The sequence below is a fragment of the Streptomyces sp. SAS_272 genome, from assembly GCF_052543235.1.
Genome location: NZ_JBMNDR010000123.1, coordinates 1 through 18,108, shown reverse-complemented (window position 1 = coordinate 18,108; position 18,108 = coordinate 1). Strand labels below are relative to the sequence as shown.

Genomic DNA, 18,108 nt, shown 5'->3' with positions numbered 1-18,108 from the left:
GGGGGGACCCTGTGGGAGAGTAGGACACCGCCGAACAATCATTGCGAAAACCCCCGTGCCATTCGGCACGGGGGTTTTCTGCGTTCACAGCATGCCGAAACGGTCGGTGTCCGGCTTTTCAGCGGCCGGCCAAGGCGGAAGACGCAGCGGAGCGGGCCCGCCAGGTGGCGTCCGGCGGATCGCTTCAGGTCGGCCTGTGCGCGAGTTTGAGAACACCGGGTCGTTCGGGGTATGCTCTATTTCGTTGCCGCGAGGGAAACCTCGACAAGTGACCAGCCCCCTTAGCTCAGTCGGCAGAGCGTCTCCATGGTAAGGAGAAGGTCAACGGTTCGATTCCGTTAGGGGGCTCCACAAAGAGAAAGTCCCCACCCGTTCGGGTGGGGGCTTTTCTCGTTGCCCGTCTTCTCCTACGCCACGCGCATGGCCAGGATCGCCATGTCGTCCGACGGGGCGTCGGAAGCGAAGCGTTCCACCGCGCGCATGATGCGGGCGGCGACCGCGCCGGCGGTGAGACCCGTGCAGGTGGTGAGAACGTCGGCGAGACCGTCGTCCCCCAGCATGCGGGTGCCCTCGCGGCGTTCGGTGACTCCGTCGGTGACGCAGAGCAGGACGTCGCCCGGGTCGAGGGTGACGGTCTGCTCGTAGAGCTCCAGGTCCTCCATGACGCCCAGCAGCGGCTGAGGTTCGGCGGCGGGCTCGACCGTGCCGTCCTGACGCAGCCGGAGGGGCAGCGGGTGGCCCGCGCAGACGATCTTCAACTCCGCGCTGCCGTCCTCGTGCGGGCGCATCTCGCCGTAGAGGAGGGTCAGGAAGCGGCTGCGGGCACCCTCGTCGAGGATGGCGGAGTTGAGACGTTCGAGGACCGCCGGGCCGCTGAGGCCTTCCCTGGCCAGCAGGCGAAGGGCGTGCCGGGCAAGGCCGGTCACCGCCGCCGCGTTCGGGCCCGTGCCGCAGACGTCGCCGATGGCGAAGCCGTAGACGCCTTCGCTGATGGGGAAGACGTCGTAGAAGTCGCCGCCCACCTCGTTGCCCTCTCCGGCAGCGCGGTAGATGACCTCGACCTCGACGCCGTCGATCTTGGGGGTCTCCGGAGGGAGCAGGCTGCGCTGGAGGGCCTGGCTGATGGCCGTGCGCTCCGAGTACAGGCGGGCGTTGTCGAGGGCGAGGGCAGCTCGGCGGCTCAGGTCCTCGGCCAGTTCCAGGATCTCCTGGCGGAAGTGCTCGTCGGTGGGCTTGCCGAGGGTCAGCATGCCGATGACACGGTTGCGGGCGACGAGGGGGAGGACGACGGTCTCGCCGCCGACGGCGGAGGCCGTGGCGAGGGTGGGACCGATGCCCGAGGCCACCTGATGGGTCGGGCCGCCGGTCAGGCCGAGGCTGCGCATGGAACTGCGCAGGGCCGCGTCGTGAGCGGCCGCGGCGGGGGCCGCCCACACCCGGGCTCCGGGCGTGGGGACCGGGTCGGGCGGGGTGATCTTCGAGAGCAACGACTTGATGCCGTCGATCAGTTCCTCGTCCTCGTGCAGGACGTAGGAGAGGTACGGGTCGGAGGCCTGGTCGGCGATCGTGTAGACCGCGCACCAGGTCGCCAGCGTCGGCACGGTCATCTGGGCCATCAGGGCGAGGGTCTGATCGCGGTCCAGAGTGCCCGCGAGGAGGTCGGAGGCTTCGACGAGGAAGCTGAGAGAGCCTCGGCGCAGGCGTTCCAGCTCGCCGAGGCGGGCCGACTCCACGGCCAGCGCGATGCGGTCGGCCGCGAACTGGAGGCGCAGGGCCTCCTCGTTGGAGTAGCGGCCCTGAGCCTCGGCGGCCACGCCGAGGGAGCCGGTCAGGCGGCCCTCGACCTTCAGCGGGACCGTGACGACCGAACGCATGCCGGTGCCGTTCAGCAGGGGGACGGCGCCGGGGACGGCCAGGAGGTCCTCGTGGACGGCCGGCATCCGGGCCGAGCCGTAGCGGCCCGGGCCGGCCTCGACGGGCACGCGCGCGAAGCGCTGGCGGGCGGAGGGCAGACCCGTGGAGGCGCGGACCTCCAGCTCGGTCTCGTCGTCGGTGGCCAGGAGCAGGAAGGCGGAGTCGCCGTCGAGCATGTCACGGGCGCGCTCGACCGTGCGCTGGAGGAGACCGTCGAGATCGTCGGGGGCCGGTGAGCCGATGAACACCTCGAACGGGTCGGTGCTCTGGCCGTCGGCGGCTGTGGTGCTGTCCGTGGACGGGACGCGCGAGGGGGTCTGCAGGACGGCGCGTTCGTGGTCGCGGACGAGCAGGCAGACCGTGGACGGCTCGCCGTCGGTGTCGCGGACGCGCAGGTGGGAGGCGTAGACCGGGGTGACCCGGCCGTCCGCGCCTCGGATGCCGTAACTGCCCTCCCAGCGGGAGAGCTGGAGTGCTTCGGCGAGGCCGGTGCTGGTTCCCGGGGTGTGCGGCCAGGCGGCGAGGTCGGTGAGGGGCTTGCCGGTGACCTGGTCCGCGGAGTAGCCGAAGAGTTCCTCGGCGTCCTCGTTCCAGGCGGAGACTGCTCCGACGCGGTCGATCTGGACGACGGCGACGCGTACCCGGCTGTCGGCGAGGGGCAGGAGATCGGCGGGGAGCGACGGGCCGGCGGCGCGCGTGCCCACCGGACGGTCGGGGAGGTCGAGTTGGAACCAGACCTGTTTGTGGGTGGGGGTGTACTCGACGCCCCAGCGGGCGGCGATGGCCGCGCACAGCTGGAGGCCGCGGCCGCCCTCGCGGTCGGGGCTGCCCATGGTCGCGGGGGAGCCCTGGAGGGGGATCTCGCGCTCCGGATACCGGTCGGCCACCTCGATGCGGACACCGCCGTCGCTGCGCAGGCACAGCACGTCGGCGTGGGTGCCGGCGTGGACGACCGCGTTGGTCACCAGTTCGCTGGTGAGGACCACCGCGTCGTCGATGATGTCGGCGAAGCCCCACCCCTGAAGGGTGTCGCGGGCGAAGGCTCGGGCGGTCGCCACGGATCGCCCCACGGGCTCGAAGCTGGCAGCCGCGCGCGCGGTGATCACAGAACTCCTCGGCCGGTCGTCGACGTGCAGGGCTTCCCGGCCGGACAGGTCGCCTCGCTGGTGGGGCGGACGCGTGCCTGAAGACCGGGGGTCCGGGGTCTGTCCCCCCGGGATCAGTCCGGTGGTCATGTGTGCGGCCGCCCCTCCGATGCCCGCTCGTGCTCGTGCCACCGCCCAGGCCGGTGGGACCGGCGTGGCTGGGAGGCCGCATGCAAGGTTACTTACCTTCCCGGTCCGCGCGGATGCCGGTCGGCTGTGTTTACGCCCTGGGGTGTGCGGACGATGTGCGAAGCTGCCGAACTGTTATGGCCTGGTTCGGCAAGGGTGAAACACTGGGCAGGCTTCTTGTGAAGGTCCGGGCAGACTGGGTGTCTTCTGAGCACAGGGGGCAGTAGCTCTCGGGCCCCGCCTGGTTTGATCGGGCGTGGATACCCAGCGGTAACGGGCATGGCGAAAAGTAGCACCCAGGCACAGTGGTAACGGTCGACCCCTGCGGGAGGGACAAGTGGAGTCTGGCGCAGCGACGCGGGGCACTAAGACGCGCGCGAAAGGCGGACAGTCTCTGAGTAGGCCGCGTACACCACGTGGCGGGACCACTGTCGTGGACACGGCAGCTCTGAACCGCTTGCTCGTCGCTCTGGTGTCCATGCGGGAGGGAAACTTCCGTAAGCGGCTCACGGTCTCCGGCGACGGCGTGATGTCGGAGATCGCCGCCGTGTTCAACGAGGTGGCGGACCGCAATCTGCATCTCACGGGTGAGCTGTCGCGGGTGCGGCGCATGGTGGGACGTGAGGGGAAGCTCACCGAGCGGCTGGAGACGGGTGCCTGCGAGGGGTCCTGGGCGACGGCCGTCGACAACTCGAACGCGCTGGTCGACGACCTGGTCCGGCCGGTCTCCGAGGTCGGGCGGGTGCTGTCGGCGGTGGCCGAGGGCGATCTGTCGCCGCGCATGGAGCTCAGGACGCAGACGCCGGACGGGGCGGCCGGGCAGCCGTTGCGCGGGGAGTTCCTGAAGGTCGGGCGGACCGTCAACAACCTCGTCGACCAGTTGTCGACGTTCACCGACGAGGTCACGCGCGTGGCCAGCGAGGTGGGCACCGAGGGCAAGCTGGGCGGGCAGGCCCAGGTGCGCGGTATGTCGGGTTCGTGGAAGGACCTCACGGAGTCCGTCAACACCATGGCGTACCGTCTGACGGCGCAGGTGCGGGACATCGCGCTGGTGACGACGGCTGTGGCCAAGGGTGATCTGTCACGGAAGGTGACGGTTCACGTCGAGGGCGAGATGCTCGAGCTGAAGAACACCGTCAACACGATGGTGGACCAGCTCTCCGCGTTCTCGGTCGAGGTGACGCGGGTCGCCCGCGAGGTGGGCACCGAGGGCATCCTCGGCGGCCAGGCGCAGGTGTCCGGCGTGGACGGCGTGTGGAAGGAACTCACCGATTCGGTGAACACCATGGCCGGGAACCTGACGGCCCAGGTGCGCGGGATCGCGGAGGTGACGACGGCGGTCGCCAACGGCGACCTGTCGCAGAAGGTGACGGTGTCCGCGCGCGGCGAGGTCGCGCAGCTCGCCGACACGATCAACCAGATGACCGAGACGCTGCGGACCTTCGCCGACGAGGTCACGCGCGTCGCCAACGAGGTGGGCGCCGCGGGGCAGCTGGGCGGCCAGGCGAACGTGCCCGGGGCGGCCGGCACGTGGAAGGACCTGACGGACTCCGTCAACACCGTCTTCCGCAACCTCACGACGCAGGTGCGGGACATCGCGGCCGTGACGACGGCGGTGGCGAGCGGTGATCTCTCGCAGAAGGTCACGGTGGACGTGGCCGGCGAGATGCTGGAGCTGAAGAACACCGTCAACGGGATGGTCGACCAGCTGTCGGCGTTCGGAGCCGAGGTCACGCGGGTGGCGCGCGAGATCGGCGTCGAGGGTGAGCTCGGCGGTCAGGCGCAGGTGTCGGGCGCGGCCGGCACCTGGAAGGACCTGACGGACTCCGTCAACACGGCGTTCAGGAATCTCACCGGACAGGTGAGGAACATCGCGCAGGTCACCACGGCGGTGGCCAACGGAGACCTCTCGCAGAAGGTCACCGTGGACGTGTCCGGCGAGATGGCGCAGCTGAAGAACACCGTGAACACGATGGTGGACCAGCTGTCGTCGTTCGCCGACCAGGTGACGCGGATGGCCCGGGACGTGGGCACCGAGGGCCGGCTGGGCGGTCAGGCGCGGGTGGACGGCGTGTCGGGCACCTGGAAGGAGCTCACCGACTCCGTCAACTCCATGGCGGGGAACCTGACCTCGCAGGTGCGCAACATCGCGCAGGTGACGACGGCGGTGGCGCGGGGCGACCTGTCGCAGAAGATCGACGTGGACGCGCGCGGGGAGATCCTCGAGCTGAAGAACACCATCAACACGATGGTCGACCAGCTGTCCGCGTTCGCCGACCAGGTGACCCGGGTCGCGCGTGACGTGGGCACCGAGGGCCGGCTGGGAGGTCAGGCGCAGGTGCCCGGTGTGGCGGGCGTGTGGCGGGACCTGACGGACTCGGTGAACGGCATGGCCGGCAACCTCACCGCCCAGGTGCGCAACATCGCCCAGGTGGCCACGGCGGTGGCCCGCGGTGACCTCTCCCAGAAGATCACCGTGGACGCGCGCGGAGAGATCCTGGAGCTGAAGAACACCCTGAACACGATGGTCGACCAGCTGTCGTCGTTCGCCCAGGAGGTCACGCGCGTGGCCCGTGAGGTGGGTACGGAGGGGCAGCTCGGCGGACAGGCCGAGGTGCAGGGCGTCTCCGGCACCTGGAAGGACCTCACGCAGTCGGTGAACTTCATGGCGAACAACCTGACCATTCAGGTGCGCCAGATCGCCGACGTCACGACCGCCGTCGCCAAGGGCGACCTGTCGAAGAAGATCACCGTCGACGCCAAGGGCGAGATCCTCGAGCTCGTCACCACCGTGAACACGATGGTCGACCAGCTGTCCTCCTTCGCGGAGCAGGTGACCCGGGTGGCCCGCGAGGTGGGCACCGAGGGCATCCTCGGCGGCCAGGCGTACGCGTCGGGCGTCACGGGCATCTGGAAGGACCTCACCGACAACGTCAACCTGATGGCCAAGAACCTGACCATGCAGGTGCGCAACATCTCCCAGGTCGCGGCGGCCGTCGCCAACGGCGACCTGACCCGCACGGTGACGATCGAGGCGCGCGGAGAGGTGCAGCAGCTCGCGGACACCTTCAACACCATGGTGAAGACGCTGAGTTCGTTCGCCGAGCAGGTCACCAAGGTGGCCCGTGAGGTGGGCACGGACGGCATCCTGGGCGGGCAGGCGCATGTGCCGGGCGTGGCGGGCACGTGGAAGGACCTCACCGACTCGGTGAACGGGATGGCGTCCAACCTGACCGGTCAGGTGCGCAACATCGCCATGGTCACGACGGCCATCGCCAAGGGTGACCTGACGAAGAAGATCGACATCGACGCGCGCGGGGAGATCCTCGAGCTGAAGACGACCATCAACACGATGGTCGACCAGCTGTCGTCGTTCGCCGAGGAGGTCACCCGCGTCGCCCGCGAGGTGGGCACCGAGGGGCAGCTGGGCGGTCAGGCACGCGTGCGTGACGTCGACGGCACCTGGCGCGACCTGACCGAGTCGGTGAACGAGATGGCCGGGAACCTGACCCGGCAGGTGCGGGCCATCGCGCGCGTGGCGACCGCGGTGACCCGCGGCGACCTGAACCTGAAGATCGACGTGGACGCGTCCGGGGAGATCCAGGAGCTCCAGGACTACATCAACAAGATGATCGCGAACCTGCGTGACACCACCATCGCGAACAAGGAGCAGGACTGGCTCAAGGGCAACCTCGCGCGCGTGTCCGCCCTGATGCAGGGCCGGCGCGACCTCCAGGACGTGGCCTCGCTGATCATGAGCGAGCTGCCGCCCCTGGTGGCCGCGCAGCACGGCGCGTTCTTCCTGGCGATGCCGCCGGCCGACGGTGACGTGGATCTGTACGAGTTGCGGATGCTGGGCTCGTACGGCTACTCGATGGGTTCCATGCCGTCGTCGTTCCGGCCGGGCGAGGCGCTGGTGGGGACGGCCGCCGAGGAGAAGCGCACGATCCTCGTGGCGAACGCCCCGAGCGGCTATCTGAAGATCTCCTCGGGGCTCGGCGAGGCGCCGCCCGCGCAGGTGATCGTGCTGCCGGTGCTGTTCGAGGGGCAGGTGCTCGGCGTGATCGAACTGGCGTCGTTCACGCCGTTCACACAGATCCAGAAGGACTTCCTCAACCAGCTCGCCGAGATGATCGCGACCAGCGTCAACACGATCTCCGTCAACACCAAGACGGAGCAGCTGCTGAAGCAGTCGCAGGAACTGACCGAGCAACTTCGGGAGCGGTCGGCCGAGTTGGAACAGCGGCAGAAGGCGCTTCAGGCGTCCAACGCCGAACTGGAGGAGAAGGCCGAGCTGCTGGCCCAGCAGAACCGCGACATCGAGGTGAAGAACACCGAGATCGAGGAGGCGCGGCAGGTGCTGGAGGAGCGGGCCGAGCAGCTCGCGGTGTCGATGCGCTACAAGAGCGAGTTCCTGGCGAACATGTCGCACGAGCTGCGGACGCCGCTGAACTCGCTGCTGATCCTCGCCAAGCTGCTCGCCGACAACGCGGACACCAATCTCACACCGAAGCAGGTCGAGTTCGCCGAGACGATCCACGGAGCCGGTTCCGACCTGCTGCAGCTGATCAACGACATCCTCGACCTGTCGAAGGTCGAGGCGGGCAAGATGGACGTGTCGCCGACGCGGATCGCGCTCGTGCAGCTCGTGGACTACGTGGAGGCCACCTTCCGCCCGCTGACCGCGGAGAAGGGGCTCGACCTGTCGGTGCGGGTGTCGCCGGAGCTGCCGGCCACGCTCCACACCGACGAGCAGCGGCTTCTGCAGGTGCTGCGCAACCTGCTGTCCAACGCGGTGAAGTTCACCGACTCCGGGTCGGTGGAGCTCGTCATCCGGCCGGCCGGGGCGGAGGTGCCGGTGGCGATCCGCGAACAGCTGCTCGAGGCGGGGTCGCTGACCGACGCGGACGCGCCGCTGATCGCGTTCTCGGTGACCGACACCGGCATCGGGATCGCGGCCAGCAAGATGCGCGTGATCTTCGAGGCGTTCAAGCAGGCGGACGGCACCACCAGCCGCAAGTACGGCGGAACCGGCCTCGGGCTGTCGATCTCGCGGGAGATCGCGCAGCTGCTCGGCGGTGAGATCCACGCACAGAGCGAGACGGGCCGTGGGTCGACGTTCACGCTGTACCTGCCGCTGCACCCGAGCGAGCTGCCGCCGCAGGGCTACCAGCAGATCGTGCCCGCCCTGGAGGCCGGTGACCTGGTGGCCTCCGAGAACGGGGCGGTCGAGCCGTCGGAGCTGTCCGAGACGGAGATCCGGATGCCTGCCGAGGTGAAGTCGTACCAGGACGCGCAGAACGGCCCGGCGGCTCTCTTCCGGCGTCGTCGCCGGCTGGTGAGCGGTGAGCAGGTCGGCCGGCCGGAGCAGTGGCCGTCCCGCGGACAGCAGACGGGGACGCAGGCGCGCCCGGGCATCCGGTTCGGCGGGGAGAAGGTGCTGATCGTCGACGACGACATCCGCAACGTGTTCGCGCTGACCAGCGTCCTGGAGCAGCACGGCCTGTCGGTGCTGTACGCGGAGAACGGCCGGGAGGGCATCGAGGTCCTGGAGCAGCACGACGACGTGGCGGTCGTCCTGATGGACATCATGATGCCCGAGATGGACGGGTACGCGACAACGAGTGCGATCCGTCGGATGCCTCAGTTCTCCGGTCTGCCGATCATCGCGCTGACCGCGAAGGCGATGAAGGGGGACCGGGAGAAGGCGATCGAGTCCGGCGCGTCCGACTATGTGACGAAGCCCGTGGACCCCGATCACCTGCTGACCGTGATGCAGCAGTGGATGCGGGGCGAGTGACGCGGGTCCTCGGCGTGGCGGAGGCCTCCCGCGCGACGGGAACTTGCAAAGGTCGCGCGGAGTTGTTGACTCAGGGTGGCCGGTCCCGTGTAGCGGGGCGGAATTCGGGGAACCTTCTGGTCTTCTGCTGCGTTCCTGCTACGTGCACAGTGACATCACGGTGACAGGGTGTGGCGACGGTCGGGGTGCGGCTACCATGACCGGCACAAGGAAGGGCGGCGTACAGGAGTCGTCCCCAGGGGCGGCGCCCGGTGCACTGCCGGGGCGAGGAGGGCGGGCCATGGTGCAGAAGGCCAAGATCCTCCTGGTCGATGACCGGCCGGAGAATCTGCTGGCGCTGGAGGCGATCCTCTCGGCGCTCGATCAGACGCTGGTGCGGGCATCGTCCGGGGAAGAGGCGCTCAAGGCACTGCTGACGGACGACTTCGCGGTCATTCTGCTGGACGTCCAGATGCCGGGAATGGACGGTTTCGAAACGGCCGCGCACATCAAGCGGCGGGAGCGGACCCGGGACATCCCGATCATCTTCCTCACCGCGATCAACCACGGGCCGCACCACACCTTCCGCGGTTACGCGGCGGGCGCGGTGGACTACATCTCCAAGCCGTTCGACCCGTGGGTGCTGCGTGCGAAGGTCTCGGTGTTCGTCGAGCTGTACATGAAGAACTGCCAGCTCCGCGAGCAGGCGGCGCTGCTGCGGCTGCAGTTGGAGGGCGGCGGCAAGGCCGCCACGGGCGGCGCCAAGGAGGCGGCCGGTCTGCTCGCCGAGCTCTCCGCGCGGCTCGCGGCCGTCGAGGAGCAGGCAGAGGCACTGTCCAAGCAGCTCGACGACGAGTCGGCGGACGCGGCCGCGGTGGCCACGGCCGCGCATCTGGAGCGCAAACTCACAGGTCTGCGCCGGGCGCTGGACGCCCTGGAGCCGGGTGCCGGCAGCGGCACGGCCTCCGTGTCGTCGCAGAACTGATCGGAACTGGCGCGCGCGGCGCACGGAGTTGCGCATGACGACGCGTCAGTTCTTTTTCCCGCACAGCGGACGCGTCAGTTCAGGGTGTCCGTGAGGGCGACACGAACGGGTGAAGCAGTGGCCACGCGTGTCCCTTGTGGTCTCCACCGGTAACCTCACCTCCATGGCCTCACGTCCTTCCGCAGCCAAGAAGCAGCCCGCCAAGAAGGCGGCGGCTCCCGCGAAGGCTGTGGCGAAGCAGGCCGCCGCCAAGAAGGCCGTCCCGAAGAAGGCGCCGGCGAAGAAGGCGCCTGCCAGGAAGGCCGCGGCGAGGAAGCCCGCGCCCGCGCCGGCTCCCAGCCCCACGGGGGGCGTCTACCGCCTCGTCCGCGCCGTCTGGCTCGGCCTGGCACACGCCGTCGGCGCCGTGTTCCGCGGCATAGGGAACGGCGCGAAGAACCTCGACCCGGCCCACCGCAAGGACGGCGTCGCGCTGCTGCTGCTGGGGCTCGCCCTGATCGTCGCCGCGGGCACCTGGGCCGACCTGCGCGGCCCCGTCGGCGACCTCGTCGAGATCCTGGTGACCGGCTCGTTCGGCCGGCTCGACCTGCTCGTACCGATACTGCTGGCGGTCATCGCCGTGCGCTTCATCCGCCACCCGGAGAAGCCGGAGGCCAACGGCCGCATCGTGATCGGTCTGTCCGCGCTCGTGATCGGCGTGCTCGGGCAGGTTCACATCGCCTGCGGCTCGCCCGCGCGCAGCGCCGGCATGCAGGCCATAAGGGACGCGGGCGGTCTCATCGGCTGGGGCGCGGCGACGCCGCTGACCTACGCCATGGGCGAGGTGCTCGCCGTGCCGCTGCTGGTGCTGCTCACGGTCTTCGGGCTGCTCGTCGTCACCGCGACCCCCGTCAACGCGATCCCGCAGCGGCTGCGTCAGCTCGGGGTGCGGCTGGGCGTGCTGCACGATCCCGAGACGTACGAGTACGACGAGTTCTCGGACGACGAGCGTTATGACGAGCAGTGGCGCGAGGCGCTGCCCGGCCGTCCCCGACGACGCTCGGGCGCGCCCGACGCGTACGACCCCGACAGCGCCGAGCAGGACGCGCTCTCGCAGCGGCGCGGCCGGCCCCGGCGCTCGGCGGTGCCGCAACCGGCCATGGACCGGCAGCCGGACGCCGTGGACATCGCCGCGGCCGCTGCGGCCGACCTCGACGGCGCCGTCCTGCACGGGATGCCGCCCTCGCGGATCGTCGCCGACCTCACCCAGGGCGTCAGCGTGGGGGACCGGGAGTCGACGACGCCGACACCCGTGCCGACGCCGGCCGCGGAACCCGTCCCCTCGCCGGTGGCGCGCCCCAGGCAGGAGAAGCTCAGGACCGACGGGGCCGTGCCGGACCTGACGAAGTCGGCTCCCGAACACTCGCGCGAGCTGCCGCCGCGCGCCGAGCAGCTCCAGCTCTCGGGCGACATCACCTATGCGCTGCCCTCGCTCGACCTTCTGGAGCGCGGCGGCCCCGGCAAGGCGCGCAGCGCGGCCAACGACCTCGTCGTCGCGTCGCTGACGAACGTTTTCACCGAGTTCAAGGTCGACGCCGCCGTCACCGGCTTCACCCGCGGGCCGACGGTCACCCGCTACGAGGTCGAGCTCGGCCCCGCCGTGAAGGTCGAGCGGATCACCGCCCTCGCCAAGAACATCGCCTACGCCGTCGCCAGCCCCGATGTGCGGATCATCAGCCCCATCCCCGGCAAGTCCGCGGTCGGCATCGAGATCCCGAACACCGACCGCGAGATGGTCAACCTCGGCGACGTGCTGCGACTGGCCGAGTCCGCCGAGGACGACGACCCGATGCTGGTCGCCTTCGGCAAGGACGTCGAAGGCGGTTACGTCATGCACTCGCTGGCGAAGATGCCGCACATCCTGGTCGCAGGCGCCACCGGGTCCGGCAAGTCGTCCTGCATCAACTGTCTGATCACCTCGGTCATGATGCGGGCGACCCCCGAGGACGTCCGGATGATCCTGGTCGACCCCAAGCGGGTGGAGCTGACGGCCTACGAAGGCATCCCGCACCTGATCACGCCGATCATCACCAACCCGAAGCGGGCGGCCGAGGCGCTCCAGTGGGTCGTGCGCGAGATGGACCTGCGCTACGACGACCTCGCCGCCTACGGCTACCGGCACATCGACGACTTCAACCGCGCCGTGCGCGAGGGGAACGTCAAGTCGCCCGAGGGCAGCGAGCGCGAGCTCCAGCCGTATCCCTACCTGCTGGTGATCGTCGACGAGCTCGCGGACCTGATGATGGTCGCGCCGCGGGACGTGGAGGACTCCATCGTGCGTATCACGCAGCTCGCGCGCGCGGCGGGAATCCACCTGGTGCTGGCCACACAGCGCCCGTCGGTGGACGTCGTCACCGGTCTGATCAAGGCGAACGTGCCCTCACGGCTCGCCTTCGCCACCTCCTCGCTCGCCGACTCGCGGGTCATCCTCGACCAGCCGGGCGCCGAGAAGCTGATCGGCAAGGGCGACGGACTGTTCCTGCCGATGGGGGCGAACAAGCCCACCCGTATGCAGGGCGCCTTCGTGACCGAGGCCGAGGTCGCGGCCGTCGTCCAGCACTGCAAGGACCAGATGGCCCCGGTCTTCCGGGACGACGTCACCGTGGGCACGAAGCAGAAGAAGGAGATCGACGAGGACATCGGCGACGACCTGGACCTGCTGTGCCAGGCGGCCGAGCTGGTCGTCTCCACCCAGTTCGGGTCGACGTCCATGCTCCAGCGCAAGCTGCGGGTCGGCTTCGCCAAGGCCGGCCGGCTGATGGACCTCATGGAGTCGCGGAACATCGTCGGACCCAGCGAGGGATCCAAGGCACGTGACGTTCTGGTGAAGCCGGACGAGTTGGACGGCGTCCTCGCGGTGATCCGAGGGCAGTCTGAGGGGTAGACGTCAGTCGAGGGAACCGGGTGCCGGCCGTGACTCACCCGTTAGAAAACGCTGAGCAACCGTTTCCCTTTGCCGTACGTCCAGTTGAGCGAGAGGCAGGTGCGGTTCCCCGCCCGGGGTCCGTGACCGGCCCGTCATCGATGTGTCCGGGCCATACCGATGGCGTACAAAGTCCTACCGTCCGGTTGCCCCTCCCTTCGGCACCCCCCCTAGACTGAACCTCCAGCACAGGTGGCTACACGCTCGAAAGGCGCCCCCGTGTCCATCGGCAACTCCCCTGAAGACGAGCGTCCGTTCGAAGACCCGTCCGAGGAAGCCCCCTTCTCCATCGGCCGTGCCCTGCAGCAGGCCCGTATCGCGGCCGGGCTGACCGTCGACGACGTCAGCACGGCCACCCGGGTGCGCATCGCCATCGTCCACGCCATCGAGGCGGACGACTTCACCCCCTGCGGCGGGGACGTCTACGCGCGCGGGCACATCCGGACCCTGGCCCGGGCCGTCCACCTGGACCCCGCCCCCTTGATGGACCGGTACGACGCCACCCACGGCGGCCGCCCCGCGCCGACCCCCGCGGCACCCATGTTCGAAGCGGAGCGCATCCGCCCCGAGCGCCGCGGACCCAACTGGACCGCCGCCATGGTCGCCGCGATCGTCGCGGTCGTCGGCTTCGTCGGCTTCACCGCCTTCAAGGGCGGCGACGACGGCGGGGCGAAGGACCAGGTCGCCGAGGGCGCCACCCCCACGACCGGCCAGACCGCCTCGCCCACGCCGAAGACCGAGAAGCCGGTCGACGAGAAGCCCGAACCCTCCGACAGCGCCATCGCCGCGGCGCCGCAGGACAAGGTGACCGTCAAGGTCGTCGCCGCCGACGGACGCAGCTGGGTCTCCGTCAAGGACCACACCGGCCGCCTGCTCTTCGACGACCTGCTCAAGAAGGGCGCCTCCCAGACCTTCCAGGACAGCGAGAAGCTCAACCTGATCCTCGGCGACGCGGGCGCCGTCGATCTCTACGTCAACGGCAAGAAGCTCAACGACGACTTCCAGCCGGGCGCGGTGGAGCGACTGACGTACACGAAGGGCGACCCGCAGGTCGGATGAGCGGGCGCTTCCCGGTGTGACGGGGGCGTACGACGGGGTCGGCGAAGATCGTCAACCCCGTCGACGTCCGGTGTCGGCAGGACAAAGTAGTCTTGAGCCCATGCCTGAACGCCGTACCGTCGCACTCGTCACTCTTGGCTGCGCCCGCAACGAGGTGGACTCGGAGGAGCTCGCAGGCCGTTTGGAGGCGGACGGCTGGCAGCTCGTGGAGGACGCCGAGGACGCGGACGTCGCCGTCGTCAACACCTGCGGCTTCGTCGACGCCGCCAAGAAGGACTCCGTCGACGCCCTTCTGGAAGCCAATGACCTCAAGGGCCACGGCAGAACCCGGGCCGTCGTGGCCGTGGGCTGTATGGCCGAGCGGTACGGCAAGGAGCTCGCCGAGGCCCTTCCCGAAGCCGACGGCGTGCTCGGCTTCGACGACTACACCGACATCTCCGACCGCCTCCAGACCATTCTGAACGGCGGCATCCACGCCTCCCACACCCCGCGTGACCGGCGCAAGCTGCTGCCGATCAGCCCGGCCGAGCGCCAGGCGGCGACCGATGTGGCGCTGCCCGGCCACGGCGCGCCGACCGACCTCCCCGAGGGCCTGGCCCCGCAGTCCGGCCCCCGCGCACCCCTGCGCCGACGGCTGGACGGCGCTCCGGTCGCCTCCGTCAAGCTCGCCTCCGGCTGCGACCGGCGCTGCTCCTTCTGCGCCATCCCGTCGTTCCGCGGCTCCTTCATCTCGCGCCGCCCGAGCGACGTGCTGAACGAGACGCGGTGGCTGGCCGAGCAGGGCGTCAAGGAGGTCATGCTGGTCTCCGAGAACAACACCTCCTACGGCAAGGACCTCGGCGACATCCGCCTGCTGGAGTCGCTGCTGCCCGAGCTCGCCGAGGTCGACGGCCTGGAGCGGGTGCGCGTCAGCTACCTTCAGCCGGCCGAGATGCGACCCGGTCTGATCGACGTGCTGACCTCGACGCCGAAGATCGCGCCCTACTTCGACCTGTCCTTCCAGCACTCCGCGCCCGGCGTGCTGCGCGCGATGCGCCGCTTCGGCGACACCGACCGCTTCCTCGAGCTCCTGGACACCATCCGCGGCAAGGCGCCCCAGGCGGGCGTGCGCTCCAACTTCATCGTGGGCTTCCCCGGCGAGTCCGAGGCCGACCTGGCGGAGCTGGAGCGCTTCCTGAACGGCGCACGGCTGGACGCGATCGGCGTCTTCGGCTACTCCGACGAGGACGGCACCGAGGCCGCGACGTACGACGGCAAACTCGACGTGGACGTCGTGGCCGAGCGGCTCGCCCGGGTCTCCCGGCTGGCCGAGGAGCTCGTCTCGCAGCGCGCCGAGGAACGGCTCGGTGAGACCGTCCACGTGCTCGTGGAGTCGATCGACGACGAGGGCGTGCACGGCCGGGCCGAGCACCAGGCGCCGGAGACGGACGGCCAGGTGCTGCTCACGTCGGGCGAGGGCCTGGGCATCGGTCGTATGGTCGAGGCGAAGGTGATCGGCACGGAAGGCGTCGACCTGGTGGCCGAGCCTCTGCAGGGCTCGTTCGGGTGTAGTGAGGAGGCGGGCAGATGACGGGTGTTCCGGCATCGGCCGCGGGCGGCCCCCCGCCCGCGTCGGCCGCGCAGTCCGCCGCCGCGCGGGCCGCGGAGGGCGAGCAGGCCACGGTGACGGCTCTGGGCCCCACCGCCGCCGACGTCGCCGCGCTCGCCGAGGCGGAGGGCGACTCACGGCCGCCGCGGGGCGCGAAGCTCGCGGCCGCCGCCGTCAATCAGGCCAGCGTGTGGAACATCGCCAATCTTCTGACGATGCTCCGGCTGATCCTGGTGCCCGGCTTCGTCGCGCTGATGCTGGCCGACGGCGGATACGACCCGGCGTGGCGCTCGTTCGCCTGGGCCGCCTTCGCCGTTGCCATGATCACCGATCTGTTCGACGGGCATCTGGCCCGCACGTACGACCTCGTCACCGACTTCGGGAAGATCGCCGACCCCATCGCCGACAAGGCGATCATGGGAGCGGCGCTGATCTGTCTCTCCTCGCTCGGCGACCTGCCGTGGTGGGTGACGATCGTGATCCTCGGCAGGGAACTGGGGATCACCCTCATGCGTTTCGTGGTCATCCGCTACGGCGTCATCCCGGCGAGCCGGGGCGGCAAGCTGAAGACGCTCGTCCAGGGCATCGCCGTCGGGATGTACGTCCTGGCGCTGACGGGATGGCTGGCGACCCTGAGGTGGTGGGTGATGGCCGCGGCGGTCGTCCTGACCGTGGTGACCGGGCTCGACTATGTGAGACAGGCCATCGTGCTGCGCCGGGCGGGAATCGCCGAGCGCGAAGCCGCGGCGGAGGAGACGCAGGCGTGAGTTCCACGGCTGCCGACGTGGTGCGACTACTCACAGCGACGGGCGGCACGCTCGCCGTGGCCGAGTCGTTGACCGGCGGTCTGGTCGCGGCGGAGATCACCTCGGTCCCCGGGGCGTCCAAGGTCTTCCGCGGTTCGGTGACGGCGTACGCCACCGAGCTCAAGCACCGGCTGCTCGGCGTCGACGCCGGCCTGCTGGCGGCCCGGGGAGCGGTGGACGCGCAGGTCGCGGCTCAGATGGCGGCCGGCGTGCGCAAGGCGCTGGGCGCCGACTGGGGGCTCGCGACCACCGGCGTGGCCGGCCCGGACGCCCAGGACGGACAGTCCGTGGGGACGGTCTTCGTGGCCGTGGACGGACCGTTCGGCCCGGATCCCGGTTCTGCCGCTGGCGGAAAAGTGGAGGCCCTGCGGTTGAACGGCGACCGGGCGGAAATTCGTAGAGAGAGTGTACGGAGCGTACTCGCACTGCTCCTGACAGAGCTTGCGGGCGAACACGCCGGGAATGAGCGGGCACAGGATACGGAACAGAACGGGGGGTTTTGATGTTTGCAGCCCTGAGTGAACACGACATCGCTCCCCGCACGGCCGCAGCGCGAGGCGGTACGGTGGGGCGTGAAGGATGCGGCTACGCGGTCCGAGGAGGGAGCCACCGATGATTCTGCTCCGTCGCCTGCTGGGTGACGTGCTGCGTCGGCAGCGCCAGCGCCAGGGCCGTACTCTGCGCGAAGTCTCCTCGTCCGCCCGAGTCTCACTCGGCTATCTCTCCGAGGTGGAGCGGGGGCAGAAGGAGGCATCCTCCGAGCTGCTCTCCGCCATCTGCGACGCGCTGGACGTACGGATGTCCGAGCTCATGCGGGAAGTGAGCGACGAGCTCGCCCTCGCGGAGCTGGCACAGTCGGCAGCGGCCACCCCCAGCCAGCCTGTGCCCACGTCGGTTCGTCCGATGCTGGGTTCCGTGTCGGTGACCGGTGTGCCTCCGGAGCGGGTGACCATCAAGGCACCCGCCGAGGCGGTGGACGTGGTCGCCGCGTGAGACGAGTGTGCGCCGGCTTCTGAGCCGGCCCGGGCACGTGCGCAGGTAAGTGCACTGGCAAGTGTGAGGCCCCGGCCGGGGCTTCTCCGGGAAGATCCGGAGAAGGTGCGGTCGGGGTTTTTCGCGTCCCGGGTCGGTTTGCCGGTGCCGGCCGTCGAAGTCATCGTGGAGAGGCACTGCGGGGGCCGACCACCGGAGGTACCGATGTACGTCGTGAAGAGTCCCCTGTCCGACGCCGACCTGAAAATCGTCTCGCAGGCGCTCCAGGGCTCGCTCGTCGATCTGGTCGACCTGTCGCTCGTCGCCAAACAGGTCCACTGGAACGTCGTCGGGCCGCGCTTCCGGTCCGTGCACCTTCAGCTCGACGAGGTCGTGGACGTCGCCCGCGCCCACTCCGACACCGTGGCGGAGCGCGCCTCGGCGCTGGGCGTCTCGCCGGACGGGCGCGCGGCCACCGTGGCGTCCGGCAGCGGGATCGACGCGGTGGCGGAGGGCTGGGTCAAGGACTCCGACGCGATCGGGACGCTGGTCGCCGCTCTGGGAGCGGTGATCACCCGTATGCGGGAACGGGTGGCGGCCACCGGCGACGCGGACCCGGTGAGCCAGGACATCTTCATCGGGATCACCGCCGATCTCGAGAAGCATCACTGGATGTTCCAGGCGGAGAACGCGTGAGGCTGCGGCCTTGTCGGGTCGTACGGCGGGCTCGGCCGGCCGGCCGGTCGAGCCCACCAGGGGGGCCGGCGGG

The 18,108-nt window shown here is 69.9% G+C and carries 10 protein-coding genes and 1 tRNA gene; 10 read left to right on the top strand and 1 reads right to left on the bottom strand.

What is annotated here, in order from left to right:
* The first annotated feature begins 275 nt into the window (after positions 1–275).
* Positions 276–351 (top strand) — tRNA-Thr (locus ACN6LD_RS38875).
* 56 nt (positions 352–407) lie between these two features.
* Here the strand turns inward: ACN6LD_RS38875 and ACN6LD_RS38870 are convergent.
* Positions 408–3,149, bottom strand: a complete 2,742-nt coding sequence (locus ACN6LD_RS38870; protein WP_445045609.1) for a SpoIIE family protein phosphatase — start codon at positions 3,147–3,149, stop codon at positions 408–410.
* 376 nt (positions 3,150–3,525) lie between these two features.
* Between ACN6LD_RS38870 and ACN6LD_RS38865 the strand changes: the two genes are divergently transcribed.
* From ACN6LD_RS38865 to ACN6LD_RS38825, 9 genes are all read left to right on the top strand, one after another.
* Positions 3,526–8,988 (top strand): HAMP domain-containing protein, encoded by a 5,463-nt coding sequence (locus ACN6LD_RS38865; RefSeq protein WP_319194111.1) that lies wholly within the window; start codon positions 3,526–3,528, stop codon positions 8,986–8,988.
* 280 nt (positions 8,989–9,268) lie between these two features.
* Positions 9,269–9,952 carry a response regulator gene (locus ACN6LD_RS38860; protein WP_057575285.1) on the top strand — a complete coding sequence of 228 codons (684 nt, stop codon included), beginning with the start codon at positions 9,269–9,271 and terminating at the stop codon, positions 9,950–9,952.
* 163 nt (positions 9,953–10,115) lie between these two features.
* The gene (locus ACN6LD_RS38855) at positions 10,116–12,875 is read left to right on the top strand and encodes a DNA translocase FtsK (protein WP_445045608.1); all 2,760 of its coding nucleotides are present in this window, start codon (positions 10,116–10,118) and stop codon (positions 12,873–12,875) included.
* A gap of 258 nt (positions 12,876–13,133) precedes the next feature.
* Entirely contained in the window at positions 13,134–13,973 is an 840-nt protein-coding gene (locus ACN6LD_RS38850) for a helix-turn-helix domain-containing protein (RefSeq protein ID WP_445045607.1), read from the top strand.
* 100 nt (positions 13,974–14,073) lie between these two features.
* The gene (gene rimO, locus ACN6LD_RS38845; RefSeq protein ID WP_319194118.1) at positions 14,074–15,543 is read left to right on the top strand and encodes a 30S ribosomal protein S12 methylthiotransferase RimO; all 1,470 of its coding nucleotides are present in this window, start codon (positions 14,074–14,076) and stop codon (positions 15,541–15,543) included.
* Positions 15,540–16,328: a CDP-diacylglycerol--glycerol-3-phosphate 3-phosphatidyltransferase gene (gene pgsA / locus ACN6LD_RS38840; protein WP_319194120.1), complete on the top strand. Its 789-nt coding sequence runs from the start codon at positions 15,540–15,542 to the stop codon at positions 16,326–16,328. The genes rimO and pgsA overlap by 4 nt, the downstream gene beginning before the upstream one ends.
* Entirely contained in the window at positions 16,325–16,870 is a 546-nt protein-coding gene (locus ACN6LD_RS38835) for a CinA family protein (RefSeq protein WP_445045606.1), read from the top strand. The genes pgsA and ACN6LD_RS38835 overlap by 4 nt, the downstream gene beginning before the upstream one ends.
* A gap of 109 nt (positions 16,871–16,979) precedes the next feature.
* The gene (locus tag ACN6LD_RS38830; protein ID WP_057575292.1) at positions 16,980–17,360 is read left to right on the top strand and encodes a helix-turn-helix domain-containing protein; all 381 of its coding nucleotides are present in this window, start codon (positions 16,980–16,982) and stop codon (positions 17,358–17,360) included.
* Positions 17,361–17,564: 204 nt separating this feature from the next.
* Positions 17,565–18,035, top strand: coding sequence for a Dps family protein (locus ACN6LD_RS38825; RefSeq protein WP_319194123.1), 471 nt, complete (start codon positions 17,565–17,567; stop codon positions 18,033–18,035).
* The last annotated feature ends 73 nt before the right edge of the window (positions 18,036–18,108 follow it).